This window comes from Brucella sp. RRSP16 (assembly GCF_052246815.1).
Classification (GTDB): domain Bacteria; phylum Pseudomonadota; class Alphaproteobacteria; order Rhizobiales; family Rhizobiaceae; genus Brucella; species Brucella intermedia.
Window position 1 is genome coordinate 1 of record NZ_JBQQAM010000021.1, and the last position, 12755, is coordinate 12755.

The window sequence follows — 12755 nt, forward strand, 5'->3', positions numbered from 1 at the left end:
CTATGGACCTACAACAACGAACGTCCCAATATGGGCATCGGCGGCGTAACGCCCGCACAGAAACTGAAAATGGCCGCGTGAATTCTACTGACGAGCCCCGTTAAAAACGGGGGGATTACCGGACGAATGAAGAAGCAGCGATTTACGGAAGAGCGGATTATTGCGGTGCTGAAGGAGCAGGAGGCGGGCATGAAGGTGGCCGACCTGTGCCGCAAGTATGGGATTTCGGACGCAACATTTTATAACTGGAAAGCCAAATACGGCGGTATGGAGGTGTCCGAGGCGAAGCGCCTGAAGGCACTCGAAGAAGAGAACGCCAAGCTTAAGAAGCTGTTGGCCGAGCAGATGCTCGATGCCGCCGCACTCCGCGAGCTTCTCGCAAAAAAATGGTAGGGCCTGCCGCCAAGCGTGACGCCGTTGCACATCTGAAGGACATAATGGGTCTTTCGGAGCGGCGGGCCTGCCAGATTGTGTCTGCTGATCGCAAGATGATCCGCTATCGGTCCTGCCGACCGCCGGAGGTCGAATTGCGGGCGAAGCTGCGCGACCTTGCCAACGAGCGACGGCGCTTCGGCTACCGACGGCTGTTCGTCCTGCTCAGGCGGGACGGAGAGCCATCCGGGCGTCAACCGCATCTATCGGCTGTATCGCGAGGAAGGGCTTTCGGTTCGCAAGCGGAAGGCTCGACGAAGGGCCGTCGGCACGCGTGCGCCGATCCTGGTCGAGGCGAAAGCAAATGCCCGTTGGTCTCTCGATTTCGTGCACGACCAGTTTGCATGCGGGAGACGGTTCCGGATTCTCAATATCGTTGATGATGTGACGGGAATGCCTGGCAGCAATCCCGGACACCACAATCTCCGGCCGCCGTGTCGCACGGGAGCTGACGACACTGATCGAACGACGCGGCAAGCCAGGAATGATTGTCTCCGATAACGGCACGGAACTCACCTCGAATGCCATCCTGGCCTGGTCGAAGGATCACAAGGTTGAGTGGCACTATATCGCGCCAGGAAAGTAACCGCCCGATTGTTACCGTGGTGAATATGTCTTGAGGCGGGCGACGATCTCTTCGTCATCGACAAAGCATTCGAGGAATTCTTGCCATTTTTCGACTGATTTACGGGCGTCAGCCAGCATCTGTCTTAGCTCATCAATGCCGTCGTCCGTCAGGGCGCTTGTAGACTGGTCGTCTCCGGTCACGACACTGATGATATTGCCATAGGTCAAGTTGTCATCATTGTAGATGATCGCCTGAAGAAGATCGACATCCTCTTCGAGCATTTCGGCGACATAGTCGAGCGTGTAAACAAATCTGACCGTGGTCATCAGGCTGCCTTTGCATGTTCAGCTGCGAGGGGCTTCCAATTCCACGGGAGCAACTCATCGAGCCGATTGATCTTGTGGTCGTGAATGCGGTCGAGCACATCGGCCAGATAAGCTTGCGGGTTGATGCCGTTCATCTTCGCTGTTTCAATGATCGTCATGGCGCGTGCCAAGGTTTCCGCGCCGGTGTCAGCGCCTGCGAACAACCAATTCCGGCGTCCTACTCCTATCGGTCTGAGGGCTCGTTCCGCAGCGTTGTTGTCCATGGCCACGCGTCCGTCCTCCAGGAACAGGCAGAGTGACGGCCATCTGCTCAGCCCATAGCGCAAAGCTTTCGCAAGTTCGCTTTTTCCCGGAATGCGAAGCAACTGCTTTTCTGCCCATGCGTGCAGTTCATCGATCTTTGGCTTGCTGTGCTTTTGACGCGTGGCGAGCCGTACATCGGCGGGCCGGCCTACAATATCCCGTTCGATATCATACAGCGCACCGATCCGATCGAGAGCCTCGCGCGCAATCCCGGATTTGTTCGCGGTCCAGATGTCATGAAAGTCACGCCGCCAATGCGCCCAGCATGAAGCTTCCCAGAACCGACGCTTTCCGTCCGATCCCGGCTCATATAGCTTCGTATAGCCTTTGTAGCCATCGGCCTGAAGAATGCCACTCGCCTTTTCGAGATGGCGATGAACGTGCTCTTCCTTCCAGTCGGGCGCGAAGTAATAAACCGCACCTGGTGGCGCACTACCTGCCCATGGACGCTGATCGCGGACATATGTCCAGATCCTGCCCTTCTTCACACCTTTGCCCAATCCCTTGTCGCGCAATGAGCGATCCAGCACCCGGATCGGCGTATCGTCAGCATGGATGAGATCGCTTTTCATGATCTCGGTCTCAATGCGCTCGATCAGCGGACGGAGCACTTGCATGGCACGACCGCACCAGTCCACCAGTGTGCTGTCAGGTATATCGGCACCCATCCGCGCGAATATCTCGTTGAGACGATAGAGCGGCAAGCGAGTCGCGCGAGGGGATTTCACCCTCACGCGCTCCCAGAACCGTACGTGAACCTCTCGGCTCATACGGCTCCCAGCGTTCAACCATTTGCGTAAAGAAGAGACCAATGGGCGAACAACTCCGGCGTGGATTTCACAAGTCTGGCGAGCCAGAGCCGCGCTTGCCGGGGCCGCTGCTTAAAGCGTTTATGCTTCCGCATCACCCATCGGACCAAATGAGCGTCGATCAGACGAAGTGTCGGATAAAGCGCTGATTTGTAGAAACACCTGAAGTAGCCGATCCAACTTTTAATCTGTCGATTAAACATACGGGCCAGATCGATCAGCCCCTTGTCGCTGCGCCGCTGCAATCCCCAATTGCGTACCCGGCGTCGAAACGCCTTGAGCGCTTTTGGGCTGGCCGCCGGAAGGTAGGATACGCCGAACAACCCTCCACGCCAGATCGCCAGCCGGGGTTGGAACCTGTAGCCGAGAAAGTCGAAAGCAACCGTCGGGAACGCCCCTTTCCGGTTGGTATCCTTGCAGTAGACGATCTTTGTCTTCTGCGGATGAAGCGTCAGTCCACAGTCAGCGAGACGATCTTCGACCTGCTGCCACAGCCTGCGTGCTTCATCTTCCGTCCGACAATGGCAGATGATGTCATCCGCATAGCGCTCGAACGGCACTTGCGGATTCTCTCGTTCCATCCATTTGTCGAAAGCGTAATGCAGAAACAGGTTAGCCAGCAGCGGCGAGATCACCCCACCCTGCGGCGTTCCGCGTTCCTGCGAGACAAGACTGCCATCCGCCATCATCACTGGTGCCTTTAGCCACCGTTCAATATAGAGCAGAACCCAGCGACAATCCGTATGATGGCGGACCGCCCTGAGCAGGAGCCCATGATCGATAGTGTCAAAGAACCCTTTGATGTCCATGTCCAACACCCAATCGTGACGCCAGCATCGCTGACGCGCCGTCCGGATGGCGTCAATGGCAGAGCGTTCAGGCCGATACCCATAGGAATCCTTGTGGAATACTGGTTCCACAAGCGGTTCCAGATAAAGCCGGACGACCTCCTGCGCGATGCGGTCCGTGACCGTCGGAATACCCAACGGCCGTTGGGCCCCATCTGCCTTGGGGATCATCACCCGGCGTACCGGCGATGGCATGTAGCTGCCTGAGGACATTCTGTTCCAAAGCTTGTAAAGGTTCGGACCAAGCCGTTCCCTAAAGCGCCGAGCGTCTGCCCGTCTACACCAGCTGCACCCTGGTTGGCGTTCACATGCTGGAACGCCTCCCAGACCTTTCTCTTCTCAATCGTAAACGGCCTTGCCTCTGTCATCCGGCTCGTCCTGTTACCAGTTGGCCAGCGGCAGCGGCTGAACACCACAACCCCTTCGGTCCAGCACCATTACAGCGCCTTCAACCCTACTACGAGCTGTTCTGCCCCTGTGCCCCGCATCGGTACTCTGGGCCTTTCGGGGGCTGCCCGATCGGTCCTCTCCCTTGGCATCGGGGCGACAGGTTCTCCTGTTCCGCAAAAGAGCCTGACCCAGATTCACGCCGCCTTCGAGCCGGATGCCGTGTGGGCCGGACTTCAGGACACCGCCCATACTCATCCCGGGATGACCATCAACCCCGGTTCTGACATCAACCATACGCTTTCGGCAGTTCATCGACGGTTCGCTTTCGCTCGTCTCTCTGGATCGTACCTGACGGAATCATGTCCCGCCGTTTCCACAACGCTCACCACCATCGCTCTTTACGACAGCAGCTTGTGGTGGTTTGGGATCGACTCCTGATCGCCGAACCCGAGGGGCCAGCCCTCATCTCTCTTGCAGTTACGTACCTCCTTTCCATGTTGGTACTCAGGACACACGATGATCGTCGAACTTCGAGACCAGGATATAGGCCAGAAGCCCGGCACCAGCCATGCTACCCGGGATCGGACGACTGGGCGCAGGAACCTGCACCATCTTCTCACAGCAACGGCACGACTTCTTTGGTCGGCCGATCTCGATGACCTTCATCGTTGCTGCAACCATGTCGAGGATTTCGCTGACATCCTCTCCGACAAGGCGCAATTCTCCGCCGCAGGCAGGACAACAATGACCGGGATCCAGTTCCCGGCGTTCGCGAACGGCATTTTCCGACACACGCGGACGTCGACGCAGTGGCCGGGACTGTGAAGTCTCCTCCGGACCACAAGCCGTATCGTTTTCAAGCTCTTCGACGGGCGCGGTCTCGTCCTCGGCACTGGCAATCAACAGATCCTCCAGCGCCAGTTCCAGTTGCGCAATTTCCCGCTCGATCTTTTCAGAAGAATTGCCGAAGATCTGTTTCTTCAGCCGGGCAATGCGTAGCCTCAAACCCTGGATCAGGTGGTCGTGCGCTTTCAACGCCGCCGACATCTTCGCATTCTCCGCCTGTAAGGCGGTGATCATTGCCTTCAGAAAGCTGGATCATCAGGAAGAATTGAGCTCGCATTCGACATGATCCTGACTAGCATAAGTCAGGACAGAATGCCATAAAAACAAGTAGTTTCAGTAAGATAAAATCAACCGACACGTGCTGGCGGAGCACCCCAGTCCGGACGTCTCCAATCTATTCCTTCCCATAGCATCGCCAGTTGTGCTGCAGTCAGTCGAGCCGTCCCATCGGCCGCTGAAGGCCAGGGGAAACGGCCTTTCTGCAGGATTTTCTAGTAAAGGCAAAATCCCTGGCCATCAAAATACAACAGCTTCACCCGATCACCACGCCGCCCGCGAAAGGCGAAGACAGCTCCACCTGTCGGCTTCTGGCGCAAGACATCCTGCGCCAACATCGAAAGGCCCTCAATACCTTTCCTCATATCTGTCACGCCGCAGGCAAGGTAAACCCGAACGCCAGTGCCCGGTCCAATCATGCCTGTTCCACCGTCCGGATGAGCCGTGCCAGCACCGTATCCTCCAGCGTGCTCGTGAAACGAAGGCTGCGACCGCAGCGCAAGTGCAATTCAATCATTGAGGACGAAGCATCAGCGTCATCGCTAACCCCAGAAGGGATCTGCTCACTACCCATATCAACAGGAAGAAATACGGCTTCCCGCGAAGAGAGCAGAAGAACCTTCTTCTTCAGTTCCCGTCGCCATGTGTAAATCTGCTGACGGGTCACATCGTACCGCTGAGCCACATCCGTGACCGTCGCACCGCCGATCCCAATCGACATGACGATATCCAGTTTCTTCTGATCGCCCCAGCGACGACGCCGTTCCGCGCCAAGAACCTCAACTCGCATCCAATCCTCGCATAAGACACGTCGCTAACGACGTCGTTAAACACGTGTCTTATGCCACGAGGCCTTGGTTCAAAAGGCGGCAGCAATCTGGACGTTACCCAGGAAAGCCTATGCAGAACGGCTATGTTGAATCCTTCAACGGTCGGATGCGCGACGAATTGCTCAACGAAAGCCTGTTCTTTGGCCTCGATCACGCCCGCAGCGCCATCGCCCAATGGGCCGACGATTACAACAATTTCCGGCCACACTCGTCGCTGGGATACCAAACCCCGGCGGTCTATGCTGGATCCATCGCCGCAACCGGCTCCAACGCTGCGCAATATGAAAGCTTGGCGTTTCCGCCGGTTGCTACCAACACGCCAATTGGCGTAGTCAAAACCGCCGAGGCTCTAATCGCCGTTGGATGAAAGTTCAGTGGCAGGTCAAGATGTCCACATTTAAGCATACATTCGGAGAATTCGAGAGAGCTGGAATTCTCAAACCTTAGCGAAGGTCAAGCAAAATCACCAATATTTCGATGTACTGGTGCTTCATGGCTGGGCGCCTGGATTCCCAGCCAAGCCAAATTCCTCAATGATTTCAATAAATCATTTTTTCACATTCGCCATATGTGTCATAGGTTTGTGCTACAGTTGGCGCACCGCGTCAAGGGACAGGCAGAGAGGTGGCAAATTATTTCCGCTCGACATAAAAACGCGGCACCGCGCGTTGAGCGATGCCGCGTCAGAGATATTCCCACTTAAATGCTAAATCAGCCTGGCCACGACATCCCGTAGTGACGATTGCCAATGCGGTGCAGACCAATTGAACACCTGCTGGAATTTCGCAGTCGACAGGCGCGAATTCGCGGGACGTGCTGCCTTGGTCGGATAGTCGGCTGTCGCAATATCCGTGACAGTCGCAGTTGGTCCACCAAGTTTGGCACTTTCATCGAATATGGCACGTGCAAGGCCGCTCCAGTTCGTATCGCCCGTACCAACCAGATGATAAACACCATAAGCGGAAAAGTCTGGCGTCGCCGCTAAATGATCCGCCATCTGGATAAGTGCATCAGCGATGTCGAGCGCGCTGGTCGGGTTTCCCCATTGGTCAGAAACGACAGAGAGAGCATCGCGCGTCTCCGCAAGCTTCAACATCGTCTTGACAAAATTCTTGCCAAAGGGGCTATAGACCCATGCCGTTCGCAAAATGATGTGTCGTGGATTGGCTAGCGCAACCAGACGCTCGCCTTCAAGTTTGGAACTCCCATAAACACTGCGAGGTCCGGTGCTATCCGTTTCGGCATATGGTTCATCAGTGTCGCCCGCAAAAACATAATCGGTCGACAAGTGAATGACGGGAACGCCACAAATTTTCGCCGCTTCGGCAACTGCTTGTGCACCAGTGGCATTCACCGCAAAGGCAAGTTCCTGCTCATCCTCGGCCAGATCCACCGCCGTATAGGCGGCGGCGGAGACAACGAGGTCTGGCTTGATCGCCTCAATGGCACTGCGCAAAGTATCCGGCTTTTTCAAATCCATATCCGGGCGACCCAGTGCAATCACCTCCAGATCCGGTCGCTGATCTGCCTTCTCAAGAAGGCTCTGGACAACCTGCCCTTCCCGCCCAGTGACGAGGATTTTCATGCCTTAACCTCCTTTGCTGGCGCACTGCCCAGACGCTCACCAGCATAGGTTCCGCTGCGGATAGGCTCCCACCACCATGCATTATCGAGATACCATTGAATGGTTTTTTCCAATCCCGTCTCGAAGGTCTCCTGCGGCTTCCAGCCCAATTCGCGCTCAATCTTCGAAGCGTCAATCGCATAACGACGGTCGTGGCCGGGACGGTCCGTCACGAAAGTTATCAGATCGGCATAGCTCTTGCCGTTTGCGCGAGGTCGCTTCTTGTCGAGAATGGAGCAGATCGTTTCTACGACATTCAGATTGGTGCGCTCTGCACGCCCGCCAATATTGTAGCTTTCGCCGAGCTTGCCCGTGGTCGCAACCAGTGTCAGAGCACGCGCATGATCCTCAACATAGAGCCAGTCTCGCACATTCGCCCCTGCCCCATAAATCGGCAGTGGTTTTTCATCGAGCGCATTAAGAATGACGAGCGGGATCAACTTCTCTGGAAAGTGGAAGGGGCCATAATTGTTCGAGCAATTGGACAGCACAACCGGCAGCCCATAGGTCTCATGCCAGGCACGCACCAGATGATCGGACGCTGCTTTCGAAGCCGAATATGGTGACGACGGTTTATAAGAAGTTTCTTCCGTGAAAATACCGCTATCGAACGGCAAATCGCCAAACACTTCATCCGTTGAAATATGGTGGAAACGGAAGCTCGATTTGCGCGGCTCTGGCAGTTCCCGCCAGTAAGCAAGAGCCGCATTGAGCAGTCGAAACGTTCCAACAATATTCGTTTCGATGAACGCACCCGGACCGTCGATTGAACGGTCGACATGGCTTTCCGCCGCCAGATGCATGATCACGTCGATTTCGTGGGCACGTAAAGCATCTAGAACACTCGTGTCGTCACAAATATCAGCCTGAAGGAAGCTGTAATTCGGATGGTTTTCAATCTGGCGCAGTGAGGCCAGATTCCCCGCATAGGTCAGTTTGTCGAGATTGATTACATTGACCTTGGGGTCAGTAGCCAGATGGCGACAGACGGCTGAACCAATGAACCCTGCGCCACCGGTAACAAGAATATTCATATCATTTCCTCAAGCAAAAACTTCTGCGTCCGCCAAAAGCGGGGCCTTCTGATCCTTATCAGAAAGCTGGGCGTCTGAAGATGGAAGAGGCCAATCGATACCAATAGCCGGATCGTCAAATCGGATCGATCGGTCGTGTTCAGGAGAATAATAATTCGTCACCTTGTAGATAACTTCGGTGTTCTCCACGAGCGTCATGAAACCATGTGCGAAACCCTTCGGCACCAGAATCTGGTTCCATTTTTCAGCGGAGACTTCCAAAGCGACACACTTCCCGAACATAGGCGAGCTTTTGCGGATATCGACAACAACATCAAGAATTGCCCCGCGCGTGACGCGAACCAGCTTGTCCTGCGCAAAAGGCGGCAACTGGTAATGGAGCCCACGAACAACACCCTTGGCAGCCGAAAAAGAATGATTGTCCTGAACAAAAGTTAGATCAATACCGGCTTCGGTGAATAATTTCGCATTATAGGTCTCGGAGAAAAAGCCACGACTATCACCGAATTTACGTGGGCTGATCTCAAAAACACCGTCTAAATCTAACGAACGGGCTTCCATCAATCTTTTCCTAACTCATCAACACGTCGGCGTAGGTAAGCTGCATATTCAGTCTTGCCGAGTTTAGCTGCGCGCTCAAGCACTGCTTCACTGTTCAGCCAACCCTTATCCAGGCCGATTTCTTCTGGGCAAGCGATCTTAATGCCCTGACGCTTTTCAATGGTCTGAACAAACGACGACGCTTCATGTAGGCTGTCATGCGTACCAGTATCCAGCCAAGCATATCCACGTCCGAAACGTTGAACGTTCAATTCACCACGCTCGAGATAAACGTTATTCACGGTGGTGATCTCAAGCTCGCCACGAGCCGATGGTTTAATCGAACGTGCGATATCAACCACTTGGTTATCATAGAAATAAAGCCCAGTAACAGCCCAATGGGATTTTGGTTTTTCTGGCTTTTCTTCAATCGAGATTGCCTGACCTGTCTTGTTATCAAACTCCACAACACCATAACGTTGCGGGTCGTCCACGCGATAGGCAAAAACAGTACCGCCTTTCATGGGATGCGAAGAGAGCTGCGCCAACTCTGAGAGACCATCCCCAAAGTAGATATTATCGCCAAGGATCATGGCGACGCTATCATCGCCAATAAACTCCCGACCGATAATGAAGGCTTCTGCTAGACCGTTGGGATATGCCTGTTCAGCATATGAGAATCTCACCCCGAACTCACTTCCATCGCCGAGCAATTTTTGAAAAAGCGGCAGATCATGCGGAGTCGAAATGATCAAAATCTCTTGAATGCCCGCCAGCATGAGCACGCTCAGCGGATAATAGATCATAGGTTTATCATAAATGGGTAGAATCTGCTTGGAAATAGCTATGGTCAGCGGGTAGAGTCTAGTTCCGCTGCCTCCTGCGAGAATGATGCCCTTCATATAAATCACTTCCTTGCATTCTATCTTTTTAACGTTAACCAGCTACTCGATGCCCACCAACTATCTATCATTCGGGAGCATGAACATGAACATGAAAATCAATCCATCGAGACGCAATACTCCATGAAACTTGATATTAAATAGGGCACGTTTGAATTAATGTGAAACTGCCGTCGTATAAACCTCAGAAACACACATACCCCCGCACGTTTGAGTTTCCAACATGAATCAACAGCAAATGCTAACGATTTCAATAGTGACGTTCCACCCTGAGCTCCAAGAATTGCAAAACACGCTGAACAGTTTAATGGTTGCGCTCGATAAATTGGGCTGCAAAGACGTTTCTATCACTATCATCGATAATTCCAACAACGTTTCCGTTCCAACGTTTTTGAAGACACAATACCCAAATCGACCTCTACGTGTTATTCATGGGCAGGGAAATATTGGCTTTGGACGAGGGCACAACCTTGCCCTTACAAGTTTGGGTGAATTCCACCTAGTATTAAATCCGGACATTAAAATTCATCCAGACGCAATTCTAAATGCCATTGAGTTCATGAAAAATAATCAACGATGCGGTCTACTTACTCCTTATGCCGAATGGCCGAGTGGAGAGAGACAATATTTGTGTAAACGCTATCCGGCAATTTTTGATTTGATACTACGAGGTTTTGCCCCAAAATCCGTTCGTTGTCTTTTTAACAAAAGACTCTCCCGTTATGAGATGCGCCAGCAAACCCAAAATGACATTTACTGGAATCCCCTTATAGTAAGTGGATGTTTTATGTTTTTCCGAGGTAGCGTCTTAAAAATTGCCAACGGTTTCTCTGAAGGGTATTTTTTATATTTCGAGGATTTTGATTTATCTATAAAAGTACATAATTTTTCAGACGTCGCATATGTACCGACTGTTCGAGTTGTTCACACGGGGGGGCATGCGGCCAAGAAAGGACTTTGGCATATACAGATTTTTATCCGTTCAGCAACACAATTTTACCGACGCCACGGCCTGAAAATATTCTGATCAACAATAACTACGGAATAGTTATGAATATACACCCCAATATACTATAATTAAGAGTACGAGTTCTGGAAATTAACATCCCCTCATGTAATCTATCGTCCTCTGGATACCCGATTCAATGCCAATCAACGGTTCATAATTTAGCTCTTCTTGAGCCCTTTTTATATCCAAAATATTTACATCGACGTCGAGATTTCCAGCACTCACCCTTCTGATATCTGCCCCTTTTCCAGTAAATCTTTCTATATACTTAATAAGTTCATTAAGTGACGTCCCTTTACCTGAGCCGATATTGAATATCCGCTCACCCCCCTCATAGTCTAATACAGACATTAGACCTGTGATAGCATCATCGATATATACGAAATCTCGAACAACACTGCCATCCCCCCACAATTCGATTGGCATATCATTCAGAATATGATGTGTGAACGCAGCGATAACGCCCTGTTCTCGCCCTACTTTTTGGCCGGGCCCATAAGGATTCGACAATCTCATAATCATATAGTCTAGCCCATCTCGGCGATGGAAAAGATGTAAGTATTGCTCAATGGTTGACTTTGTGATGCCGTAACTCGTTATCGGCGCAGTTGGATGGTTTTCAGAGATGGGAATTGTCTGAGGAGGGCCATAAACTGTCCCCCCAGACGAAGCGAATACCAAACGACGCAATCCCAACCTCGTGGCGTGCTCTAACAGGCTGACAGTCCCTATTAAGTTGGTAAGAATGTCAGCTTTTGGATCAGCATTGGCTGTCTTTGGAACCGTCGATGATGCCAAATGAAAGCAAACATCTATTCCTTCCAAAGCACGCGCAATTGTATGTTCGTCCTCGAATGCCCCCTGGATCCATTCAACACGGGGCAGATTGACCAATTCTGACGGAACATTCCGTGACATGCCACGCACGATATAACCAGCTACTTGCAATCTCTTTACCAAGGCCGATCCGATAAAGCCACTTCCACCCACAACCAACACTGATGTAGATTTGTTCATTGCGCCTGGCCCGCAGAACAAAATCGAATCGTCTCTGCTATCTTGGATATTAAACGTTTTTGAAAAGCACTTCTGTTAAAATACTTATCAAAGATCAGTTTCCCATTTTCTCCAACTTGTGACCAGCTAGCCTGATCAGCAAGAGAACGACGCAACGTGCTGACAAGGGCTGGAACTGTCGGCTCATTAACAATGTATCCAGACTGTCCATCTACCAGATATGAACTTGTACCCGTTTGGGAAGTACACATTAGGGGGATCCCTATACTCAAAGCATTTATAGACACAAGTGGCAAAGTATCGTTCCTCGATGGAATGATAACCATATCCGATGCTGATATTTCTTTTATATAAACATCGTGCTCAAGCTCACCATGGAAATGCAATCCCGAAACATTACTAAACCTTTCAATCAGCGAAGCGTGCATAGACTCATCTAATGTACGGCCGAAGAAGTGCAACTCTACGCCGCGCCTCTCATTTTCGGCAAGGCTCGAAAACGCCTCCGCCATTAAATCCTGGCCCTTACGCGGCTCAAATGATCCGAATACGGCTAATCTAATATTTCGGTCCCCGTCCATTGGACTAACTGCCCTTGGAAAGGCACCAACTCCATACTCAAACACCGAGACCTCGCTACAATAACTACGCAGTTTTTCCGCGCAATGATTGCTACCCGCCCAGACACAATTCACTTTAGCAACAGATGATATAAATTCTGGCTGAACATGTGCAAGGTGCTCTACTAGCTCAATCTCATGAACATACATCGCAACAGGCACAATTCCTTCGAGTTGCACTGCAAGCGGCCACGATACGATAGTATTGCATATAACTATATCATAGTCTTTTGCGAAATCTGTAACGGACGGGTGGTTTTGGAATAACAGCGGCTCAACTATGACTGTAACACCAATTTCTTCAAATTCAGACCTCATTGCACCGTCAGACGGCGCTACAACAACGACGAACCAGCCCTCGCTTTGAAGAGCACGAGCCAT

At 52.0% G+C, this 12755-nt stretch carries 10 protein-coding genes and 5 pseudogenes; 3 read left to right on the forward strand and 12 right to left on the reverse strand.

From position 1 onward, the window contains the following. Positions 1-126 precede the first annotated feature (126 nt). Positions 127-1015 (forward strand): annotated as a pseudogene (locus tag ACS5UA_RS21415) (IS3 family transposase); the annotation flags it as partial. 14 nt (positions 1016-1029) lie between these two features. Here ACS5UA_RS21415 and ACS5UA_RS21420 read toward each other — a convergent pair. From ACS5UA_RS21420 to tnpA, 6 genes and pseudogenes are all read right to left on the reverse strand, one after another. Beyond that, the gene (locus ACS5UA_RS21420) at positions 1030-1326 is read right to left on the reverse strand and encodes a hypothetical protein (RefSeq protein WP_012092492.1); all 297 of its coding nucleotides are present in this window, start codon (positions 1324-1326) and stop codon (positions 1030-1032) included. Further along, positions 1326-2333 (reverse strand): annotated as a pseudogene (gene tnpC, locus ACS5UA_RS21425) (IS66 family transposase); the annotation flags it as partial. The pseudogene tnpC and the gene ACS5UA_RS21420, both read right to left, overlap by 1 nt. 80 nt (positions 2334-2413) lie before the next feature. Then, positions 2414-3499, reverse strand: coding sequence for a group II intron reverse transcriptase/maturase (gene ltrA / locus ACS5UA_RS21430; RefSeq protein WP_443101785.1), 1086 nt, complete (start codon positions 3497-3499; stop codon positions 2414-2416). Between the two features lie 693 nt (positions 3500-4192). After that, a pseudogene (locus ACS5UA_RS21435) lies at positions 4193-4806 on the reverse strand (IS66 family transposase zinc-finger binding domain-containing protein); the annotation flags it as partial. Positions 4807-4869: 63 nt separating this feature from the next. Next, a pseudogene (gene tnpB / locus ACS5UA_RS21440) lies at positions 4870-5217 on the reverse strand (IS66 family insertion sequence element accessory protein TnpB). Next, entirely contained in the window at positions 5214-5588 is a 375-nt protein-coding gene (tnpA, locus tag ACS5UA_RS21445; RefSeq protein ID WP_443101786.1) for an IS66-like element accessory protein TnpA, read from the reverse strand. The pseudogene tnpB and the gene tnpA overlap by 4 nt, the downstream one beginning before the upstream one ends. A 95-nt stretch (positions 5589-5683) precedes the next feature. Here tnpA and ACS5UA_RS21450 point away from each other — a divergent pair. Next, positions 5684-5995: pseudogene (locus ACS5UA_RS21450) on the forward strand (integrase core domain-containing protein); the annotation flags it as partial. 339 nt (positions 5996-6334) lie between these two features. On the opposite strand, the gene rfbD reads toward ACS5UA_RS21450, so the two are convergent. From rfbD to rfbA, 4 genes are read right to left on the reverse strand one after another with little or no spacing between them, the layout of a single operon-like run. Further along, on the reverse strand, positions 6335-7213 hold the full coding sequence (rfbD, locus tag ACS5UA_RS21455; protein WP_443101787.1) for a dTDP-4-dehydrorhamnose reductase: 879 nt from the start codon (positions 7211-7213) through the stop codon (positions 6335-6337). Continuing rightward, positions 7210-8286 carry a dTDP-glucose 4,6-dehydratase gene (rfbB, locus tag ACS5UA_RS21460; RefSeq protein WP_443101788.1) on the reverse strand — a complete coding sequence of 359 codons (1077 nt, stop codon included), beginning with the start codon at positions 8284-8286 and terminating at the stop codon, positions 7210-7212. The genes rfbD and rfbB overlap by 4 nt, the downstream gene beginning before the upstream one ends. Before the next feature lie 9 nt (positions 8287-8295). Beyond that, a complete protein-coding gene (rfbC, locus tag ACS5UA_RS21465; RefSeq protein ID WP_443101789.1) occupies positions 8296-8847 on the reverse strand; it encodes a dTDP-4-dehydrorhamnose 3,5-epimerase in 552 nt (183 codons plus the stop codon). Continuing rightward, positions 8847-9728: a glucose-1-phosphate thymidylyltransferase RfbA gene (gene rfbA / locus ACS5UA_RS21470; protein ID WP_443101790.1), complete on the reverse strand. Its 882-nt coding sequence runs from the start codon at positions 9726-9728 to the stop codon at positions 8847-8849. Before rfbA ends, rfbC begins: the two co-directional genes overlap by 1 nt. A gap of 223 nt (positions 9729-9951) precedes the next feature. On the opposite strand from rfbA, the gene ACS5UA_RS21475 reads away from it, so the two are divergent. After that, positions 9952-10755, forward strand: coding sequence for a glycosyltransferase family 2 protein (locus ACS5UA_RS21475; RefSeq protein WP_443101791.1), 804 nt, complete (start codon positions 9952-9954; stop codon positions 10753-10755). Between the two features lie 72 nt (positions 10756-10827). Here the strand turns inward: ACS5UA_RS21475 and ACS5UA_RS21480 are convergent, their stop codons facing one another. After that, positions 10828-11754 carry an NAD-dependent epimerase/dehydratase family protein gene (locus ACS5UA_RS21480; protein ID WP_443101792.1) on the reverse strand — a complete coding sequence of 309 codons (927 nt, stop codon included), beginning with the start codon at positions 11752-11754 and terminating at the stop codon, positions 10828-10830. Next, a complete protein-coding gene (locus ACS5UA_RS21485) occupies positions 11751-12755 on the reverse strand; it encodes a glycosyltransferase family 4 protein (protein ID WP_443101793.1) in 1005 nt (334 codons plus the stop codon). The genes ACS5UA_RS21480 and ACS5UA_RS21485 overlap by 4 nt, the downstream gene beginning before the upstream one ends.

Coding starts and splice junctions, on each gene's coding strand:
- ACS5UA_RS21420 (WP_012092492.1), bottom strand. CDS start 1,326: ATGACCACGGTCAGATTTGTTTACACGCTCGACTATGTCGCCGAAATG.
- ltrA (WP_443101785.1), bottom strand. CDS start 3,499: ATGTCCTCAGGCAGCTACATGCCATCGCCGGTACGCCGGGTGATGATC.
- tnpA (WP_443101786.1), bottom strand. CDS start 5,588: ATGCGAGTTGAGGTTCTTGGCGCGGAACGGCGTCGTCGCTGGGGCGAT.
- rfbD (WP_443101787.1), bottom strand. CDS start 7,213: ATGAAAATCCTCGTCACTGGGCGGGAAGGGCAGGTTGTCCAGAGCCTT.
- rfbB (WP_443101788.1), bottom strand. CDS start 8,286: ATGAATATTCTTGTTACCGGTGGCGCAGGGTTCATTGGTTCAGCCGTC.
- rfbC (WP_443101789.1), bottom strand. CDS start 8,847: ATGGAAGCCCGTTCGTTAGATTTAGACGGTGTTTTTGAGATCAGCCCA.
- rfbA (WP_443101790.1), bottom strand. CDS start 9,728: ATGAAGGGCATCATTCTCGCAGGAGGCAGCGGAACTAGACTCTACCCG.
- ACS5UA_RS21475 (WP_443101791.1), top strand. CDS start 9,952: ATGAATCAACAGCAAATGCTAACGATTTCAATAGTGACGTTCCACCCT.
- ACS5UA_RS21480 (WP_443101792.1), bottom strand. CDS start 11,754: ATGAACAAATCTACATCAGTGTTGGTTGTGGGTGGAAGTGGCTTTATC.
- ACS5UA_RS21485 (WP_443101793.1), bottom strand. CDS start 12,755: ATGGCTCGTGCTCTTCAAAGCGAGGGCTGGTTCGTCGTTGTTGTAGCG.